Source organism: Bacillus sp. FSL K6-0972 (assembly GCF_037976035.1).
In the GTDB taxonomy this organism is placed as follows: Bacteria; Bacillota; Bacilli; order Bacillales; family Bacillaceae; genus Bacillus; species Bacillus haynesii.
On sequence record NZ_CP150260.1, the window covers coordinates 251,371 to 271,094 of the forward strand.

Here is a 19,724-nt window from a genome sequence, read left to right on the forward strand (position 1 = left end):
TTGATGGAATTTTCTGTTTCACTGCATGCTCCGCCTGAGGTAACATGAAAATGAGTAATGCCTGGGAGCGTTCTGAAAGATCAGATGCTCAAGGAAAATAGGATAAAGGGAGGGACGTTCATGCAGATGCGCATGACTGAATATCACGTTCCCGACCCGGAATCGGGTCCGTACGGGATCGCCGTATGTGAAAACGGGCGCATTTGGTTTACTGAACAAAAGGGGAATCGGATCGGTATGCTCACAGAGTCTGGGGATATCACCGAATATACGATTCCGACGGAGAGCGCAGGCGCCTCGATTATTACTTCCGGGATTGGCGGTGAGCTATGGTTTACAGAGTATAAAGCGGGGAAAATCGGCAAAATCACGCCTCAAGGGGAAATAATCGAGTATGCCCTTCCCCCAGGTACTGCCCCGTTTGGGATCGCTGAAGGCTGTGACGATGCTATGTGGTATACGGATATGGCCGGACATCAAATCGGCAGGCTGTCATCTTCAGGCGAAATAACAGAATATAAACTGCCCAAACCCGGCGCCTTCCCGTCATTTATTACAATGGGAGCAGACGGTGCACTCTGGTTTACACAAAATCAAAGCGGTTCCATCGGGCGAATAACGGCAGATGGAGACATCAGCGAGTATCCGCTCCCTCGAGCACAATCCGGCCCGGTCGGGATCACTGCCGGACCGGACGGAGCTTTGTGGTTTACAGAAATAAACGAAAATCAAATTGGGAGAATTACAGTCTCAGGAAAGATCAGCGAACACCCGCTTCCGACAGCCAATGCACGCCCGCACGCGATTACCGCCGGCGGTGACGGGGCCCTGTGGTTCACGGAATGGGGTGCAGGCCAAATCGGCCGCATTACAGTCGACGGGGATATTACGGAATATCCAATCACGACGGCAGATTCTGAACCGCACGGGATAGCGGCCGGACCAGCCCATTCGATCTGGTTTGCAGAAGAGTGCGGCCGTATTGGGAAAATCTCGATCTGAAATGAAAGAACGTCCAGCAAACTGGACGTTCTTTTTTCACATGTTATTCCGTTCTCGTTTCCATTCTGCGGCTGGGCGAGCCAAGGCCTTTATTCATTAAGTAAAAATGGAAGATGTATTCACCGACTGCCGTAGCGACTGCTGCAAAAAACGCGGCCAATGCAGCGGTGTTTGCAGCCGTTCCCATTGCAAGAGCCATCAGCCAAACGACAAGAAAAGCGACGCCTAAATCGGCTAAAGTGGCCGTGATGTTATTGGTCTTCGGCAGAATAAACAAATCACCCAGCAAATAGGATACTGCGCCAAGAACAATCGTGATGAAAAGGGTGTTTTCAAAACTGAAACTAAACCCGAGCCCGAGAACAAGGTACAGAATGACAATCGTCATGATGCCTTTAATAGCAAGGGCTTTCACATGTTCCATAACAATTCGCTCCTTTATACGAGATTTTAGTTTTTCTTTTCCTCGTATTCAGAAAACGAAACATGCAAACTTGCATTTTTAACGGGCTCAGACGGATTCACGCTATTTTTTCGGTTTCTTGCATAGTAGATGATATAGCATAACGCCATAAATGGCACGCCGCAAAAAAGGGCGATCCTTTGGTTCGGATCAAAGGCAATGCCGATGCAAGATGCCAGACATAATAGAAACGCGGCAATCGGTACAGCCGGATAAAGCGGTGTCCGGTATTTTAAGTCGTCTGCAGTGTTTCCTTCAGCCAAAAAGCGTCTGCGGAACATAAACTGCGAGGCTGCAATGCTCATCCAGACGGCAACAACGGCAAACCCTGAAATCGACACAAGAACGATATAGACGGAATCAGGCGCAAAAACGCCGGAGAGCAGCGACAGAATGCCGCCAATCATGCTGAAGATCAGCGCGTTCAACGGGATTCCCCGTGAAGTCAGCTTTTGAAATACTGGGTGCAAAGTTTTTTCTTTTGACAGTGACCAGAGCATCCGGGAGCATGCATACAAGCCTGAGTTGGCCGCGGAAAGCAGAGCCGTCAGAATTACAAAATTCATGATGTCGGCCGCGTATGGAACACCGATGCGGTCAAAGACGACGACGAACGGGCTTTTGATCACACCGGCTTCTTTAACCGGAATGAGGCACGAAAGCACGAAAATCGTTCCGATGAAGAAAAGCACCAGTCTCCAGAGTGTTGTCTTGATCGCTTTTGGAATGTTCTTTTCCGGTTCGGCGCTTTCTCCGGCGGCAATTCCGATCAGCTCCGTACCCGAAAACGCAAAATTCACGGAGAGCATCGCCATAAAAATTGGAAGGAAGCCGTTCGGAAAGAGTCCGCCTTCTCCTGCAAAATTTGAAAGAAGCGGTGCAGAGTCCGCATTTTGTATCGGGATGATGCCGAATATCGCGGCTCCTCCTAAAATAATAAACAATATAATGGCAAGCACTTTAATGCTCGAAAACCAAAATTCAGATTCGGCAAAAAATCTCACTGAGACAGAATTGAACACGAAAATCAGTGCAGCGAAAACCGCGCTCCACAGCCAGACCGAAGTATCGGGGAACCAGCGCTGCATTAATAAACCGGCAGCGGTAAATTCCGAACCGAGCGCGACAGCCCAGGTCAGCCAGTAAAGCCAGGCGACGGTGAACCCGGTTCCCGGTCCGATGAATTTGGCGGCGTATATATGAAACGATCCAGTGACAGGCATGGCGACCGATAATTCGCCGAGGCAGAGCATGACAAGGTAGACGATCAGAGCCCCAACTAAGTAGGCTAAAATTGTTCCGGCAGGCCCCGCCTGTGAGATCGTATAACCTGAACTTAAGAAAAGGCCCGTGCCGATAACTCCTCCTAAGGAGAGCATGATAAGGTGTCTTGTTTGCATTTTTCTTTGAAAGTTCTGACGATTGCTGTTTGACTGTTCCATCATACCTCCAGCTTTCTTGCCCAGTCGGCGACGGCTTTTATGTCTTCAGGCGTTGTTCTGCAGCAGCCGCCGATCAGCTGTGCCCCCTGGTTATACCAGCTGCGGGCGCTTTCTCCAAAAGAAGCTTGGCATGCCGCGCCATGCCATGTTTTCGTCTCCGGATCATACTGTTCACCGGAATTTGGATAGACGATAATCGGTTTAGCTGTATGCTTTTTGATACTGCTGATCAGCGATGAGACATGCTCCAGCCGCGTACAGTTTACGCCTATTGCCGCAACCTGGTCATGCTGGTCGAGCCATTTCGCGCATTCGCCGGCTTTCGTGCCGTCGCTGATATGGCGTCCGTCTTTAGCGCTGAAACTGATCCACGCATGTGTATCCGGGAATTCTTTTAATAACTGAACGATTGCTTTTGCTTCTGAAAAGCACGGTATTGTCTCACAAGCCAAAATATCGGCGCCCGCATTGATTAAAGCGCCCATTCGCTGCCTGTGAAAATCGGCCAATTCATCTTCTGTGACGCCATAGTTTCCCCGATATTCGGAACCATCCGCTAAAAAAGCGCCGTAAGGGCCTACTGAAGCGGCTACAAACGGTTTAGTCCGGCCTTCGCGGTTTTCCGGCGCCGCCCAAAATTCATCGCGTGCTTCTACAGCAAGACGGACAGACTCCCGGATGAGGAGGAGCGCTTCTTGTTCACTGAGTCCGCGTTTTGTGAAACCCTCAATCGTCGACTGATAGCTGGCCGTAATCGCGCAATCGGCGCCCGCACGGAAATAATCCATGTGAACCTGTTTGATAAGCTCGGGGTTTTCGATGAGAATTTTCGCAGACCACAGGCTGTCGTTCAAATCACAGCCGTACCGTTCAAGCTCGGTGGCCATCGCGCCGTCAAGTATTACTATAGGGAATTGTTGTAAAGCAGATCGAATCGGATTTGTCATCTAATTGTTGAGGCTCTGTCGTCCGAGACCCCGGCCTCCTTTTTTTAGAGTTTTTAAAAATATATGAAAAATAGTTTAAAAGACGCGGGTACTTTTGTCAATCTACCGAAAATCAGTTTTCACTAGTCACCTTTGTCGTTTTCTATTTAGGGTAAAACCGTCCGTCGCCGCATATTTTTTTAAAAAAACAGATAAGGGGTATCAGATGGATGAAAAAACTGATTATCAATGCTGATGATTTTGGATATTCAAGAGGTGTGAACTACGGAATTATTGATGCCTATAAGCTCGGGATTTTAACATCAGCGACGTTCATGACGAATATGCCGGGCTCAGGTCACGCGGTCCGGCTGGCTCGCGAATCGCCCGGACTCGGAATCGGCGTACATTTGGTGTTGACCTGCGGAAGGCCGCTTTTGTCTGATCACCGGACGATCGTGGATGCAAAGGGGAATTTTCGCAATCTCGCTTTTTATCAAAGTGCTTTTACGATAGATGCTGATGAAGTATACCGCGAGTGGAAAGCGCAGATTGAAACAAGCGTCAACATGGGCTTGGAACCCGATCATTTGGACAGCCACCATCACATCAACGCTTATCCGCACATCTCAGACGTATTTTTGACGCTCGCCAAAGAGTATCGCCTGCCTGTCAGGCGTAATATGGAGAGTGCCGTAATCACGGAAAAAGGAGTGAAAACAACAGACTCTTTTTCACCTGTGCTCGAAGCGGCTTTAAAGGATGAAGAAGCCGTCTCTGAACTGTTTGAAGAACATAATACCGTGGAGGTCATGACCCACCCGGCATACCTCGATAAGGAGCTTTTGGCGAACTCTTCATATACTTATCCAAGAGTCGATGAACTTGAGTTTTTAACCGATCCGGACGTTGTCATCCGCTTGAACAAGCTTGCGGATGTTCAGCTCGTATCATTTAGGAATTTGATATAAGGAGAATGCCGGAATGAAACATATTCTTCAGCTGCTGGGAAAGTCTTTGCTGATTCCGATTACCGTTCTTCCGATCGCCGGCCTGCTGCTGCGGCTTTCTGCGGAAGATATGCTGAATATACCGCTTTTTCAAGCGTCAGGCGTGATTTTGAACAATATGGATGTTCTGATCGCAATCGGCATTGCCATGGGTCTTGCCCGTTCAAAAGATAAAGGGATTCCTGCGCTGACAGGATATTTGGCGATTACCGTATTAAAAGAAGGGCTCGGCATCTTGAATCCCGACCTTGATATGAGCGTCTTCGGCGGGGTGCTCGCCGGCCTGATGGCGGCTTTCATTTATAATCAATTCCAACATACAAAGCTGCCAAGCATGTTTTCATTTTTTGGCGGAGAGAAGTTTCCAATTACAATGATCGTATTGGTGACCATTCCGGTGGCCGGGTTTTTTTCAGTCGTCTGGCCATATGCAGAGGCGGCGATCGACGCTTTTAGCCAGTCGCTTGTGGGTCTTGGCGCTTTCGGGGTTTTTGTGTTCGGATTTCTGAATCGGTTTTTGCTGCCGTTCGGACTTCACCATGTCATGAATACGTATATATATTTTGGGCTTGGGCGCTATGAGACGGCGTCCGGAGAAGCGGTGACAGGGGAAATTACACGGTTTTTGAATGGAGACCCGACTGCCGGCTACTTTCTAGGCGGATTTTTTATCACGATGATGTTCGGCATTCCGGCGATCGCTTTGGCAATAGCGCATGCAGCCAGAACGAGAAAAAAGGAAACGAAAGCGCTCATGTCTTCCGGAGCAGCCACATCGCTGATCACCGGGATTACGGAACCGGTTGAATTCACGTTTTTATTTACTTCGCCTTTGTTGTACTTTCTTCACTCGGTCTATACGGGACTTGCCGGAGCGGTGCTCTGTTTGCTGGGGATTCGTCACGGCTTCTCATGGGGTGCGGGAGCCATCGATTATTTGCTGAATCTTAATTTATCAGACGGCGGATTATTGATCATACCGGTCGGCCTTGCCTTTTTTGCCCTCTATTATGTTACGTTTTACTTTGTGATTACAAAGCGAAACGTTCCGGTGATCGGAAGGGAACAGGAAACGCCTGAAGGAAACCGGCTGCATCAGTCTATAGCTGCAGGTATTCTTAAGCATATCGGCGGCCGCGAGAATGTCGTGACTTGTGAAAACTGTATAACCCGTTTACGACTGAAATTAAAAGACACGTCATTGGCGGATGAAGCACAATTAAAGCAATTAGGAGCGCACGGTGTGATCAAAATTGACCGGCATCATATTCAGATTGTGATCGGAACGGATGCGGGGAATGTAAAAAAAGACTTGCAGAACTTGATCGACGAATCTACGCCGGATTAAAAACTGAAGTTGCTTTTGAAGAAAATCTGCGCTGCATCGTGCGATTTTTGAACAAATAAGCTTGCACCTCCAGCAGCGTGAGGCTTTATGATGGGTATGAATCGTCAGTTGGAGGTGACTCTTATGAAAAAAGATGAGTATTATTCAATCGGTGTTTTCTCAGAAATGACAGGGACATCCATTCGGACGCTCCATTATTACGATGAAATCGGCTTGTTGAAACCTGAAAAACAACCGGGCACCGGCCGCCGTCTCTACACAGACAGAGATGCGAAAGATTTGCAGAAAATCACATGTTTTAAGTTTCTGGGGTACAGTCTTGAACAAATTCGCGCTTTCATGAAGGATGCGAGCTTCGATGCTGGTCTGATTGAGGCGCTGCAGGAGCAGAAAAGGGTGCTTGAGGAGAAAAAGGAGCATATTGAAACAGGGCTGAAAGCGATCGACAGGACGATCGGTCTCCTGGAGGAGGAAGAGGAAATTGACAGCTCTGTTTTCATGAGCCTGCTGAACAGCATCCAGACGGAGAAGGAACAGCGTAAATGGCTTGAACAGCAGGTGTCCAAAAGTTTTGCCGATGATGTATTCGGCAAATCAGAAGCAGAGATGGCCAAATTGGATCAAGAGTATGTTCGTTTATCTAAGGAAGCCAAGCGGCTCATGGGAAAACCGGTTGATGACCCCGAGGTGCAGGAAATGGCAGACCGGTATATGAAGACGAGTTTGGAATTTATCGGGGAGGGCGTGCTGTCGGCTTTAGGACAGATGGAGACAATAGAATCACAGCAGCTGGCAGAGAAGTTTTCTTCACCTTTTACAAATGAAGAGGAAGCGTGGTTGCAGCAGGTGTTCGAATATTACATGATTCACAACGATTTCTGTCCCGAAAACGGCAGATGAAAAGGCAAATTATAAAACATGCCGGAGCTTTTTAATGCAAAAGCTCCGGCTCAATTTTCGTCGTTTCATTATCGAGCGAAACATGCAGTTCATGGTTTTGATTAATCGAAGCGAAAAAGATTTCATTCATTCGTTCAAGCCCTTTCTTCTTCAGCTGGTTTTTGAGCCAGCTTTCCGTTACATTCAATTGGTGAAGGACAGACGTGTACACTTTCCCGTCAACGATTACCGGATATGAAAATTCGCCGCTGCTTTTTTGAATCCCCATATCTTCAGCCGTGACTTCCATTTTATTTGGCTTTTTGTATACCGTTAAATTTCCGTTCGCTTCTACAAACGCCATTTCTACATCGCTGACATTGAAAACATCTTTTTCCCGAAGCATTTGCAGAATATTATCCACCGAATATCTGATTCGTTTCAAGTTGCCGACGATAAACGTTCCGTTTTTGATGACGATGGTCGGTTCAAATGTAATCAGACGTCCCAGTGTTCTGTTTTTGATCATGATTTTTGAAGCGAGTCTTTGCAATAGGGCAATCGCAGCCACCGCAGCGGCGGTATGCAAATGTTCAATCCTCGGATCGGCTATATCCGCTCCGACGACGGCCCCCAATGTAATAATGATTAAAAAATCAAACACAGGCATTTCCCCGATTGAACGTTTTCCCATAAACAATGTGACAATTAATAAAAGCGGAAGGATGGTGATGATTCGCCCGTAGACAACCAAAATTTCTTTCATAGTTTCCATTGTCTTTCTTCCTTTTTGTAGCCTTTTGCCAATTCAAGGTTGACGGCCGTCATTTTGGAGTTGAGATCATGATATGGGTAAGAATCAGTTATTTCAGGAAGCCGGTTGGCATCCTCCTGGTTTGAAATCACACGCCCCGCCGAAACAAATCGTTTTGGGGGAATTGTAACACCGATTACTTTTGCTCCCGGTTCGATCACCGTATCCTCTTGGATATAGGCATCAAAAATAAGGCTTTGCATCCCGACAAAAACATTTTTGTCAATTCGTACAGGACCGTGAATTTGACATTGCGGGGCAAGTGACACTTTCTCGTCTATGTAAATGGAATACGATTCACGATCCTTAAATACGGAATGTTCAGTAACAGGGCTGTTGTATTCATAGTTTTTCAATCCGTGCAAGACAACTCCGTCCTGGATATTGCAATCATGGCTGATGAAGATTTTCAATCCCACGTCTCCCCTGATCGAAGAGAAAGGCCCGATGAAAACGTTGCGCCCGATGACCACACTGCCGATGACCGAGGCAAAATGATGGATGTATGAGGACGCATCAATATCCGGTATATCTGCTTCTTGATTAAATGATGCGGTAATATTGGGGCTGACATTGTCTTGGATCAGCAACTTTTCAAGAAACTTCCCAGCGAGTGACGAAACCGTTAATCCGAGGATGAGTTTGTTGCTTAATTTCATATGACCTGCCTCCTTTATTCAGGTAGTCTGTCTAAAAAACGGATATTTATTTAAGAAATTAGACGGGGCGGCGGTCTGAAACTAAAAAAGAGGATAAGGGGGAGACAACGGCTAATAAAGCAATGGAATATGTTTTCAAGACGATTACCTTTTTCAGCTCTGAAGAAACAGAGGAAATGATTCATTTTGAGGAGGAAATTTACGGTCAGGCTTGCCCTGGCTGACTCCTCGCCAGAGCTCTATTTTAAGGGAGGTTGAAACTTTGAATCTATCTTTGGCAGTTGCATTAGTTATATCTGTGTTTTTAAATATATTTCAGCTGGCACAGCTCAAATCCAATAACCGTAAAAACGTAAAGTGGGAAGAGAGTACAAAAAGGCCGCTCAACCCCTTCACGGCCATCCTGTGGACTTATTTCGCCATTATCATTCTTTTTATGTTGGCTGCATTAGTAACCGTTATCATACAGCTTAACGTATAATGTTACCGGCGCATCTGAAATGCTTCCTCTTCTGCAGCCGGCTCTTTATTATTGCAACAGTCATAACGAAAAAGGCGCGGAAATTGCAAGGAGAAAAACCGATGAAAACGGGATCGCCCGTTTTGACAAACACACGGAAACGATTGCCCCGAAGGGATTTTATTTTAAATAAGGGGACATTCGAATTTGAAATCAAAAAAGATGGGCAAATCGTAAAGCATGCGGTAGAGAATCATAAGGAAGAGACAAATACCGCAGCTCCTCCTGCCAAAAAGGATAGAGACACTGGACATGTCGAAAAAACAGGAGGCAACCCGCTGCCGAATACAGGAAATGACGGCCTGTATCGTGCTTTACTCATTGGACCCATCTTTCTTATTATCGGACTTGCTATGTTTGTTTTAAACTGTATAAAGACTCAAAATCCAAGTGTGTAAATATTCCCCAAAAAGACAGTGTTACAGCTGTCTTTTTCGTTTGCGGAACAGCATTTCGCCCGCGGCGCCTGCGGAAACGCCGAGCACATAAGCCAATAAATCGCTCCACAAAAATCCGTAACCGAGAATGAGTCCTCCGAGCGGAGCGGCTCTCATATGGTCAATCCATGGAGCGTGATACAGCTGGCTGCATTCAATCAAAAAACAAAACACCAGCGCAATCAGCGCCACGGAAGCGGTCTTCGCGTTTTTGAACAGAAAGCCTGCGCCGAAGAAAATCATCAGCGCCCACAGCGCATCCCCTAAATAGGTATTCACAAAGTCCGGCAGCATATCGGCCGTCTTCCTTGAAGCAAGCCCCGCCGCCATCGCTGCGAATGTCAGCGCAAGCCGGCTGATACGGCTTCTTTTCATATTCATGGCTGAACCCCGTTTCTGCCAAAGTAGGTTAAGTAAATCTTCGGAGATATGACGGATACAAGGGGAAATACGTTTTATTATTTTGGGCGTGAAGCCGGTTTAAATGAACGATAAAAAAGCCGCCGTACCCGGCGGCTTTTCGTGTTATATCGCATTTTTGCTTTCGGCTTTTTGTTCGGTGCCGGAGTGCTCCCAGCATTCGACGCCTTCATGGTTTTCAAGAACATCTTTATAAAAGACCGGGTCTTTGCCCGCTTTGCGCTGTTTCACATAGTCTTTCAAGGCGGCAAATGCCACTTTTGACAGCAGGAAAATCGCAATCAGGTTGACGATGACCATCAATCCCATGAACAAATCGGCGAGGTCCCACACAAGCTGGACTTTTGATACCGATCCGAAGATGACCATCGCAAGCACACAGATTCTGTAAATGAAGAGCCATGCTTTGTTCGTGTGCAGGAATTCAATATTCGTCTCTCCGTAGTAGTAGTTTCCGATCAAGGTGCTGAAAGAAAACAGGAACACCATAATGGCGAGAAAGCCTGAGGCCCATGCTCCGATGTGCGTGCTGAGCGACGCTTGCGTCAACTCGATTCCGCTCAGCCCCGGTTCTTGATACGCATCGGAAAACAATATGATAAAAGCCGTGCTTGAACAAATCACCAAAGTGCTCGTAAAAACCCCTAAAGCCTGAACAAGGCCCTGTTTGACAGGATGGCTCGTGGTCGCTGCGGCGGCGGCATTCGGCGCGCTGCCCATCCCGGCTTCATTCGAGAAGAGGCCGCGTTTGATTCCGTTCATCAGGGCCGCGCCGATGGCTCCGCCTGCCGCTTGTTCAAGGCCAAACGCATGACCGATAATTAAAGAGATGACGTCCGGCAGTTTCGTAATGTTCATCAGCATGACGAAAACGGCGACGCCGATATATAAGACGGCGAGAAATACGACAATATATTCGGACAGCTTGGCGATCCGTTTGATACCGCCGAAGGTAATGATGCCGAAAGCAATCGTAATGATGATCCCCAGTGTGAGACGGTCTGTGCCGAATGAGTTTTCAAAAGCGACCGTTATCGTATTGGACTGGACCGCGTTAAACACGATTCCGAAGGACAATGTGATCAAGACGGCAAACAGCGCACCCATCCAGCGTTTTTTCAAACCCTTTTCCATATAGTAAGCAGGACCGCCGCGGAAGCCGTCTTTATCCTTTATTTTATAAATTTGCGCCAGCGTGCTTTCGACAAAGCTTGACGCCGAACCGATGATGGCGATGATCCACATCCAAAAGATAGCGCCGGGTCCGCCCAAGGCAATGGCGATCGCAATCCCCGTAATATTTCCTGTACCTACTCTCGCGGCCATGCTGATGCAAAATGCCTGAAAAGGCGAGATTCCGTTTTTGTCGGGCGTCCCTTCCTTTAAAACCCGGAACATCTCTTTCAGCAAGCGAACTTGAAAGAACTTCGATTTAAAAGTAAAAAACAGTCCCGAAGCAAGAAGCATAATTATCAATAGTTTTGACCAAAGAAAATCATTTGTGACACCAATGACTTCTTGAAGGAATTGCTGCATGCTTTCACCTCTTTTTTTATGATTTTAAAAAATACTGAGATCCCATTCACGGGCTATATGTTTTAAAAGCATTCCGCCCGTCATGCTGTTGCCGTAATCGTCAATCGCTGGGCCGTAGATGCCGATGCCGCATCCATGCTGAAAAGGCTGTTCCCTTTTCATGCTGGCAGGCACCGCGCACATGATTCCGCCGGAGACGCCGCTTTTTGCCGGAATGCCGACAAAGGCCGCGAATTTTCCTGAAGCATTGTACATTCCGCACGTCAGCATTAAAGCTTTTGTCAGCCTGGCGACATCCTTCGGAATCACCTGCTCACGGCGGAGAGGATGATATCCGTCATTTGCGAGAATCATGCCGATCAAGGCGATGTCTTCAGTGCTTCCTTCCATGGAGCATTGCTTCAGATAAACTTCAAGCGTTTCTTCGACGTCTGCTTCGAGGAAGCCGGTTTCCTTTAAATAATGGGCCAATGCTCTGTTCCGATGGGCGGTTTGCCACTCTGACCGAAATACTTCTTCATTGATCTCAAGCCGTTTTCCAATCATTTTTTCAATGACGTCATGAAGCGACTCCATTTTTTCCAGTGCCGATATACCGGGAAGGATCGACGCAACGGTCAGCGCTCCGGCGTTGATCATCGGGTTAAACGGCTTTCCCGGCTTGTGCATTTCAAGGCGGATGATTGAATTGAACGCGTCTCCCGTCGGTTCTACATCAACACGGTCTAATACGTAAGAAATCCCTTTCGTCAAACACGCTGCGATAAAGCTGATCACCTTTGAGATGCTCTGGAGTGTGAATGATACGTCCCAATTTCCTGCTTTGATCATCGTGTGATCAGAACCGATCACACAGATGCCGAGCTGGTTAGAGTCGATTTTTCCTAAAGCCGGAATGTATTCGGCGTTGCGCCCGCTTGAGGAAAAAGGACGGTAATGTTCGACCAAATCTTCAAGGCGGGATTGCCAGAAAAGGGCGTCATAGCGTTCTTCCAATACTTCATTCATCGAAATTCCTCCAATCTGACCTGATTAAGCTGCAGGTTTACTGAAAAAATACGAGGCTCTAAAAAGCGGTGATTTGGGCATGGCGGCAGAAGGCAAAGGGGTATAAGCCTGTGCCGCACATGTTGTTTTAAAGCCTGTTCTTTCCTGGGAAAAAGGGGTTTGGATTGCACAAGGGAGTGAGTTGCGGGAAAATATAAGCGTTTTCAAATAGAGAAAATATACATTCAATTTATAATGGAACCTACATAAACCTACAAAAAGCGACAAAAATAATTAAAAAATAAGCCGATTGATTTAAAAATCAAATCGACTGTGGGTAAAATGGGAGTTGCGGATAACGTGTGATTAACGTCAAAATAAAGCAACACGTTTGTAATGGAGGATCAGCATGATGGGTAGAAATTGGGGAAGTGTGATAAAAAAGGCGGCCCGGCTTGTAAAAAAAGACGGCTATATCTTAACAGTGATGATGTTAACGGTGCCGCTGGCAGGAGAGCTGAAGTTTTATCCGCTCAACGAGACCTTCCGGGTCAGCTTCGGCGTTCCGACTTTCTTTTTTCTTTTGCTGCTGCTGCGGAATGTGCCGGCTGTGCTGTCCGGCTTTTTAACGGGGGCGGCTGTCGTCGGATTTCGGGTGCTGCTTGATGCATTCGGCCCGGGACAGATCGATTGGCTGTCATCCTTTTACCACCATTATCCGACTTTTTTCTTTTATTTCACATATGCGTTTCTATTCTACTTGGCAAAAGTGAAACGATTTCAATTTCGCCCGCTCTACATCGGGTTTCTGGGTTTCGGAATCGAACTGATTGCCGATGGAGCCGAACTGGCTGTTCAATATATGATGTTCGAGTCTACCGTTACCCCGGGAAAGATCCGCGACATGATGGCGATTGCTTTTTCCCACAGCTTTATTGTGCTGAGCTTTTTTAATGTCATGAAGCTGTATGAAACGCAATCGCGGGAAAAGCAGATCCGCGAACAAAATGAGCACATGCTGATGATCGTTTCAAACTTATATGAAGAAACCGTTCATTTGAAAAAGACGTTGAAGAATACTGAAGAGATTACGAACGAGTCCTATCAGCTGTACAGGCTTTTAAATAGACAGAGCGATAACAATTCCTCCGTCCGGCAAATCAGCCAGAAAGTGCTGCGCCTCGCCGGTGAAATCCACGAGGTCAAAAAAGACAATCAGCGCATTTTCGCCGGACTTTCAAAATTAATTTCAAAAGAAAGCTTCAGAGACTACATGGCTGCAGAAGATCTGGTCCGGCTTGTGACCGGCATTAATCGAAAGTATGCAGAATCGCTCGAAAAAGACATTGACTTTCATTATTCGATAGACGGAGAACATCCGAAATACCACGTGTATACCGTATTATCCGTGATTAATAATATTATGGCGAATGCGGTGGAAGCGATTCAAAAGCAGGGCTCCATCCGCCTCAGCCTCTATAGGCGCAGCGATGACATGCTGGAATGCCGCGTAGAAGATGACGGACCGGGCATTCCCGAGAAAGTCGGGGATGTGGTATTTGAGCCGGGGTACACATCAAAATATGATGAATTCGGAACTCCTTCAACCGGAATCGGTCTGTCTTATGTGAAGGAAACTGTCGAGGAGCTCGGAGGGAGCATTCGATTTCGGAATGATGCAAGCGGTGTTGTGTTTACGATCAGACTTCCGGTCCAACAATTGATTCAGAAAGGGTGAAGACCTGTGCGTTTTTTTATTGCAGATGATGACCGTGCTGTGCGATCAATTTTAAAACAAATCATTGAAGACGAAGATTTGGGTGAAGTGGCCGGAGAAGCGGAAGACGGCTGCGATTTGGAAGGCCACGTCCTGAATTTGCAGCAAATTGATATTTTATTTGTCGATCTTTTAATGCCGCTCCGCGACGGAATTGAGACGGTTCGTCATTTGCATGGAGCTTTCTCAGGGAAGATCATCATGATTTCCCAGGTGGAATCGAAGGAAATGATCGGTGAAGCCTACTCCCTGGGGATTGAATATTATATACATAAACCGATTAACCGCATTGAAATCTTGAACGTCATTCAAAAAGTCAAGGAGCGCATTGAGCTGGAAAGGTCGATCCATGATATACAATCTTCGCTGAACCGGCTTGTGAGTCTCGGCAGCGGACGAAAAAACGGCTTTAGGGAAAAAAGTATTCAGGAAACAGGCGAATTTCTCCTTTCTGAACTCGGAATCGTCGGGGAGAGCGGGTCCCAGGATTTAATCGCCATCCTTCAGTATTTGTTTGATGATGAACAGACCTCATTATATGAAAAGGACTTTCCGCCGCTCAAACAGATTTTTCATCAGATTGCCGAGCAAAAGCTCGGGCCGGCTGCTTCACCCGTAGAGATCAACAGGGAGGTTAAAGCGTCTGAGCAGCGAATACGGCGGGCGGTCAGCCATTCGCTAAACCATTTCGCATCACTCGGTTTAACAGACTTTTCAAATCCGCGGTTTGAAAGCTATGCGTCCCGGTTTTTTGACTTTACCGTCATCAGCAAAAAAATGAAAGAGCTGCAGAAAGACTCTGCCGCCGCCTTGCCGTCCGCCCGCGTCAACACGAAAAAATTCATTCAGGTTTTCTTTTTGGAAGCCAAGCGGTTGAGTGAAAGCACCGGGAAAATGGGTTGAAAAGAGCTTCCTCACCTTAGAGGAAGCTCTTCTGCCTGCCGGTTATCCAGCGTATTCTCTTTTCAGCAGTGAAAACATGTATACGTCAATCAGCTTTCCTTTTGCTTTCTCGTATTCTCTTAACAGTCCTTCCTTTTGAAAGGATAACGAGTTGAGGAGTTTGATTGAAGGCGTGTTTTCAGGCTCTACCTTCGCTTCGATTCGGTTGAGGTTCAAGGTTGTAAAGCCGTAGTCGATCAGCTTTTTAACAGCTTCGGAAGCAAAGCCTTTTCCCCAATGATTTCTCCCTAAGTCATAGCCGATTTCAGCTCTGCTGTTTTCCTGGTCGATCATATTAAAGCCGCACGTCCCGATGACTTCATCCGTTTCTTTTACAACGATCGAAAAGCGGTTCGCCTGCCCTTCAAGGCTTAAATCATTGATCATTTGGATCATGTCCCGCGCTTGGGAGACGTCTGTAAAAGGCGTGATATTCATATACTTTGTGACTTCCGGATCTGACCAGTATTGACAGAGGACATCTGCATCCTCCAATTCCATTTTTCTCAAAGTCAATCTTTCTGTATAAAGGGTTTCCATGATCTTGCCTCCAAGTTCCGTTTTATTTAGGAAGGTGAAAGGACCATTCATCGATCTGCGCATCATTCATGTTCATAGAATAAAATGTAACTGTTATCGGGAAGCGGATGGATAAATCCCTTTTTTATCCAAAATGGAAAGTGCAATCTCGGCAGCAGAGCTTCCGGCAGCCTGTTTTTCACCTTGAATATGAACAGCAAAGAAAAAAGTATTATCGGCAGTTTCTACATATCCGACAAACCAGCCGGCATGAAGTTCTCCGTTGATAACCGATGTTCCGGTTTTACCGGATAAAACTCTGCCATTTGATTCTTCTAAACGTATCGAATCTTTCACAGTTTGAATATTAGACTGTTTAAAATCAAATTCGTTATCATAAAACTTTTTTAATATATTGACCTGTTCAAGAGGGGAAATTTGAAGAGAGCCATCCAGCCAATAATGAGCCGGGTCTGAAAAATCCTCATTTCCATAATGTATAGATTTGAGATAATGACGTAAATGATCCTCCCCAATTTGCCGGTCCAGTTTTTGAAAATACCATGTTGCGGAGCTGCTCATCGCAGAGAATAAATCCTGGTCTTGATTCCATTCTTTATACGGATATTGAGTCCCGTCCCAAGTCATGTGAGAATGGTTCTTCGTGATGATTCCGGATTCCAGTGCGAGCAATGCGCTAAACACCTTGTATGTGGAAGCAGGTGCGAATCTGGAGGTGCTTTCTTTCCTATTGTATATTGTATACTTTTTCCTACTAGAATCCAACAGGACAAAGCCCCCTGAGGCTGAGAATTTATCAAAAAAGGTGCTGTAATCTTCGTATTCTACATTCGTGCCGGGTAAAAAGCGTGTTTCTTGTTGCATGGCCAATATAGACACAGAAGGAGTACCAGCTAACATGATCCCAAGGACAAGGGCGAACACTACGGCACTTTTCACCTTTAGCAAAGGCGATGCCGCCTGGAAGTTGACAACTGTGACAATCCGTCTTTTGATATGTTTGTATGAGCTGCTGAATTCAGAAGCGGCTAACAAAGATGATGTTCTTTGCTTAAGTGAAGTGAATTTTAAAATCACCTCACCATATTTGAGATGTAATTTTTTATCAAGCGTTTTTAATACGGCAAAGTCGCAAGAAATCTCCATCTCCGTTTTCGCTTCCTTTGATAAATACCAAACGAGGGGATTAAACCAATAGACGATTTTCAACAGGCAAAGAAAATAGTTGATGAGCATATCCTTTCGTTTGCAATGGTACAGTTCATGAAGCAAAACACATTTTATTTCGTCGGCAGAAAACATTGAAATATCTTTTGGCAAGATAATATATGGACGAATGACCCCGAATGTAATGGGGGATTTTATCAATGGGGAACGGCCCAAAATGACTTTTTGATGAAAGCGTATTTCCTCTTTACATGTGTTAAAAAGGGTTAATAGCTCTTTACTGTTAACAATTTGCAGGCTCTTTTTTATTTTGCCGATTTTTAGATTGCTATAAAGAGTAGCTATAAGCATAACAGCAATACCCAATATCCAAACTGCGAAAAAGGCTGAATCTATCATTTTGAAAGACGATTGTTCAATCGATATCGAAAAGTCCTGCACCCAGTTTGCATGTTGGCCAATTGCTTCTGTCGCATGATCTGTGGAATGGGTTTGAGAAAATGCTGAATGAGCTCCCCCTAAGTTCAGAATCCAGTCAAAATGATGGCTTTTTAGAAAATGAAAGGGGATAAAAGGAGCGATCAATGCCAAAAGGGAAATCACGCTAATATGATAGTGGGTGCCTACAGTGATTTGAGACTTCAGCAGTTTTTTAAAGAGTATGATGATAGAAAAAAACAAAGACAATAGAATTTGACTAACCAAAAAGGGAATAAAGAAAGAACTGCTCATTTCATTCCTTCTTTCTGTTCTTATGTTCTTCTAATATTTGATACAACTCATTAATTTCTTCACCTGACAGCTGATCATTCTCCAAAAAGTTTAATACCATCGAATTAAGGGTGCCATTATAAAACCGGTTTAAAAAACTGTGACTCTTAACCTCTATATAATCACTTTCGTCTATATTTGGAGTATAAACGAAAACCCGTCCTTCTTTATGGTGGTTTAATGCTCCTTTTTTAATGAGGCGCAGCAGCATGGTTTGAATGGTTTTAGGGCTCCATTCACTGGTTTTGGATAACTCTTTAATCACCTCATTGGTATTGATCGAAGAATGCTTCCAAATGACTTTCATCACTTCTAATTCCGCATCAGAGATTTGAGGTATTTTTTTCATTTCCATCATCCTATACTTACAAATGTAATACTCTCATTATAGGTTTGCCATTTTAAGAAGTCAATGAAGTGCATATTGCCCACAACCTCACATCGAATCACAAAAGCATCTTGTTAGCGTTTTGTAAATATGGCAACTCCCTCTACTGCTCTTCATCGAACCTGTCTTTCATTTTTAATCATCTTTTAAAGGCTAGCACTTTCATAAAAAACTGTTGCAATTAAAACTTACATGTGTAATACTTTCAAAGACTACATTTGTAAGATTTGATGTTTAAACATCAAAATTCGAAGTTGAACACGCTCCAATTGAAAAAAAGGGGGGGATTATCGAGATAGCACGAGGTTGTAGAAGCTGATGTTGAAAAGCAAGCAGAAATGGGGCTTCAACGAATAAATGTAGGTCAAAATTTGCTTGAAATGCTTAACTGCACGAGTGGTTTCTATAAATAAGATATTCGTTACAAAGGAGACGATTTTGATGAAATTATGGAAAACAATTTTCGGCACTTTAAAACTGAAAAAAGTTGCCCCCTTGTTGCTTGTCTCATGTGTAGCCCTTGTCGGATGCAATGACAATAACTCGAATGCCTCACAATCTGCCGAGAAGAATGAAAAGACGGAGATGAAAGATGATTTTGCAAAACTTGAGGAACAATTTGATGCAAAACTCGGGATCTTTGCATTAGATACAGGTACAAACCAAACGATAACGCATCGTCCGGATGAGCGTTTTGCTTTTGCATCGACGATTAAGGTTTTAACCGTAGGCGTGCTTTTACAACAGAAATCAATAGAAGATCTGAACCAGAGAATAACATATACACGTGATGATCTCGTAAACTACAACCCCATTACGGAAAAGCATGTTGATACGGGAATGACGCTTAAAGAGCTTGCAGATGCTTCGATTCGATATAGTGATAATGCGGCACAGAATCTCATTCTTAAACAAATTGGCGGGCCTGAAAGTTTGAAAAAGGAACTGAGGAAGCTTGGTGATGAAGTTACAAATCCCGAACGATACGAACCAGAGTTAAATGAAGTGAATCCGGGAGAAACTCAAGATACCAGTACAGCAAGAGCACTTGCGACAAGCCTTCAAGCTTTTGCTCTTGAAGATAAACAACTTCCAAGTGAAAAACGCGAGCTTTTAATCGATTGGATGAAACGAAATACGACTGGGGATGCCTTAATCCGCGCCGGTGTGCCGGAAGATTGGGAAGTGGCTGATAAAACTGGAGCGGGATCATATGGAACCCGGAATGACATTGCCATCATTTGGCCGCCAAAAGGAGATCCTGTCGTTCTTGCAGTATTATCCAGCCGGGATAAAAAGGATGCCAAGTATGATGATAAGCTTATTGCAGCAGCAACAAAGGTGGTAATCAAAGCCTTAAACAAGAACGGCAAATAAAACATTGCAATAAATTGTGTTAAAACATCATCTTACATAAAGTCACTTGCTGATCAAGCTCATATCATTGTCTGGCAATGGTGTGGGCTTTTTTTGTTTTCTCTCTTTAAAGATCATGTGAAGAAAAACGGGAGAATCGGTCTGCGGGAAACGACCGGGTTTTTGTCGAAATCATAGGCGAATGGGTTGATTTGTGACAAAATTCGACACATCTATCGGTAGTGTGACTTGATGGACCATGTATCGCGTTTCTTTTCCTATTTACAATACTTTACAGATCGTTAATAAACTCTGCCTATAATAGAACCCGATCAATCAT

Annotated in this window: 19 protein-coding genes; 8 read left to right on the forward strand and 11 right to left on the reverse strand. The window is 45.3% G+C overall.

Annotated elements, in window-relative coordinates; all coding sequences use genetic code 11:
- Positions 1 to 120 precede the first annotated feature (120 nt).
- Complete coding sequence (locus tag MKX80_RS01470) at positions 121 to 1,002, forward strand: Virginiamycin B lyase (protein WP_268316683.1); 882 nt, start codon at positions 121 to 123, stop codon at positions 1,000 to 1,002.
- Between the two features lie 43 nt (positions 1,003 to 1,045).
- Here MKX80_RS01470 and MKX80_RS01475 read toward each other — a convergent pair whose 3' ends face one another.
- The 3 genes from MKX80_RS01475 to mmuM are packed head-to-tail and all read right to left on the reverse strand — an operon-like array spanning position 1,046 to position 3,854.
- Positions 1,046 to 1,426 carry a DUF2512 family protein gene (locus tag MKX80_RS01475; protein WP_154999382.1) on the reverse strand — a complete coding sequence of 127 codons (381 nt, stop codon included), beginning with the start codon at positions 1,424 to 1,426 and terminating at the stop codon, positions 1,046 to 1,048.
- Between the two features lie 26 nt (positions 1,427 to 1,452).
- A complete protein-coding gene (gene mmuP / locus MKX80_RS01480; protein WP_268293118.1) occupies positions 1,453 to 2,907 on the reverse strand; it encodes an S-methylmethionine permease in 1,455 nt (484 codons plus the stop codon).
- A complete protein-coding gene (gene mmuM / locus MKX80_RS01485; RefSeq protein WP_268342554.1) occupies positions 2,907 to 3,854 on the reverse strand; it encodes a homocysteine S-methyltransferase in 948 nt (315 codons plus the stop codon). Before mmuM ends, mmuP begins: the two co-directional genes overlap by 1 nt.
- A 209-nt stretch (positions 3,855 to 4,063) precedes the next feature.
- Between mmuM and chbG the strand changes: the two genes are divergently transcribed.
- The 3 genes from chbG to MKX80_RS01500 all read left to right on the forward strand — a co-directional run bounded on the left by chbG (position 4,064) and on the right by MKX80_RS01500 (position 7,091).
- Positions 4,064 to 4,804, forward strand: coding sequence for a chitin disaccharide deacetylase (gene chbG, locus MKX80_RS01490; RefSeq protein WP_268315810.1), 741 nt, complete (start codon positions 4,064 to 4,066; stop codon positions 4,802 to 4,804).
- A 13-nt stretch (positions 4,805 to 4,817) separates the two neighbouring features.
- Positions 4,818 to 6,191, forward strand: a complete 1,374-nt coding sequence (locus MKX80_RS01495) for a PTS transporter subunit EIIC (protein WP_154999385.1) — start codon at positions 4,818 to 4,820, stop codon at positions 6,189 to 6,191.
- Positions 6,192 to 6,314: 123 nt separating this feature from the next.
- Complete coding sequence (locus tag MKX80_RS01500; RefSeq protein WP_268293115.1) at positions 6,315 to 7,091, forward strand: MerR family transcriptional regulator; 777 nt, start codon at positions 6,315 to 6,317, stop codon at positions 7,089 to 7,091.
- A 31-nt stretch (positions 7,092 to 7,122) separates the two neighbouring features.
- Here MKX80_RS01500 and MKX80_RS01505 read toward each other — a convergent pair whose 3' ends face one another.
- Positions 7,123 to 7,845, reverse strand: coding sequence for a DUF421 domain-containing protein (locus MKX80_RS01505; protein ID WP_154999387.1), 723 nt, complete (start codon positions 7,843 to 7,845; stop codon positions 7,123 to 7,125).
- On the reverse strand, positions 7,833 to 8,543 hold the full coding sequence (locus tag MKX80_RS01510) for a carbonic anhydrase (RefSeq protein ID WP_216930647.1): 711 nt from the start codon (positions 8,541 to 8,543) through the stop codon (positions 7,833 to 7,835). The genes MKX80_RS01505 and MKX80_RS01510 overlap by 13 nt, the downstream gene beginning before the upstream one ends.
- A gap of 262 nt (positions 8,544 to 8,805) precedes the next feature.
- Here MKX80_RS01510 and MKX80_RS01515 point away from each other — a divergent pair, with 262 nt between their 5' ends.
- Positions 8,806 to 9,024: a hypothetical protein gene (locus MKX80_RS01515; RefSeq protein ID WP_154999389.1), complete on the forward strand. Its 219-nt coding sequence runs from the start codon at positions 8,806 to 8,808 to the stop codon at positions 9,022 to 9,024.
- A 458-nt stretch (positions 9,025 to 9,482) separates the two neighbouring features.
- On the opposite strand, the gene MKX80_RS01520 is transcribed toward MKX80_RS01515, so the two are convergent.
- The 3 genes from MKX80_RS01520 to MKX80_RS01530 all read right to left on the reverse strand — a co-directional run bounded on the left by MKX80_RS01520 (position 9,483) and on the right by MKX80_RS01530 (position 12,464).
- Positions 9,483 to 9,881: a DUF2809 domain-containing protein gene (locus MKX80_RS01520; protein WP_268293111.1), complete on the reverse strand. Its 399-nt coding sequence runs from the start codon at positions 9,879 to 9,881 to the stop codon at positions 9,483 to 9,485.
- Between the two features lie 144 nt (positions 9,882 to 10,025).
- The gene (locus MKX80_RS01525; protein WP_182069471.1) at positions 10,026 to 11,456 is read right to left on the reverse strand and encodes an alanine/glycine:cation symporter family protein; all 1,431 of its coding nucleotides are present in this window, start codon (positions 11,454 to 11,456) and stop codon (positions 10,026 to 10,028) included.
- Positions 11,457 to 11,480: 24 nt separating this feature from the next.
- Positions 11,481 to 12,464, reverse strand: coding sequence for a glutaminase (locus MKX80_RS01530; protein WP_154999392.1), 984 nt, complete (start codon positions 12,462 to 12,464; stop codon positions 11,481 to 11,483).
- A 388-nt stretch (positions 12,465 to 12,852) separates the two neighbouring features.
- Between MKX80_RS01530 and MKX80_RS01535 the strand changes: the two genes are divergently transcribed.
- Both MKX80_RS01535 and MKX80_RS01540 read left to right on the forward strand, forming a co-directional pair.
- On the forward strand, positions 12,853 to 14,181 hold the full coding sequence (locus MKX80_RS01535) for a sensor histidine kinase (RefSeq protein WP_326849648.1): 1,329 nt from the start codon (positions 12,853 to 12,855) through the stop codon (positions 14,179 to 14,181).
- A 6-nt stretch (positions 14,182 to 14,187) separates the two neighbouring features.
- Entirely contained in the window at positions 14,188 to 15,123 is a 936-nt protein-coding gene (locus tag MKX80_RS01540) for a response regulator (RefSeq protein WP_154999394.1), read from the forward strand.
- A 42-nt stretch (positions 15,124 to 15,165) separates the two neighbouring features.
- On the opposite strand, the gene MKX80_RS01545 is transcribed toward MKX80_RS01540, so the two are convergent.
- The 3 genes from MKX80_RS01545 to MKX80_RS01555 form a co-directional block, all read right to left on the reverse strand.
- Entirely contained in the window at positions 15,166 to 15,702 is a 537-nt protein-coding gene (locus tag MKX80_RS01545) for a GNAT family protein (RefSeq protein ID WP_154999395.1), read from the reverse strand.
- 93 nt (positions 15,703 to 15,795) lie between these two features.
- The gene (locus MKX80_RS01550; protein WP_268342555.1) at positions 15,796 to 17,601 is read right to left on the reverse strand and encodes a BlaR1 family beta-lactam sensor/signal transducer; all 1,806 of its coding nucleotides are present in this window, start codon (positions 17,599 to 17,601) and stop codon (positions 15,796 to 15,798) included.
- A 1-nt stretch (position 17,602) separates the two neighbouring features.
- Positions 17,603 to 17,989: a BlaI/MecI/CopY family transcriptional regulator gene (locus MKX80_RS01555; protein WP_075753647.1), complete on the reverse strand. Its 387-nt coding sequence runs from the start codon at positions 17,987 to 17,989 to the stop codon at positions 17,603 to 17,605.
- Between the two features lie 480 nt (positions 17,990 to 18,469).
- Between MKX80_RS01555 and bla the strand changes: the two genes are divergently transcribed.
- Positions 18,470 to 19,405 carry a class A beta-lactamase gene (gene bla / locus MKX80_RS01560; RefSeq protein ID WP_154999397.1) on the forward strand — a complete coding sequence of 312 codons (936 nt, stop codon included), beginning with the start codon at positions 18,470 to 18,472 and terminating at the stop codon, positions 19,403 to 19,405.
- Positions 19,406 to 19,724 lie beyond the last annotated feature (319 nt).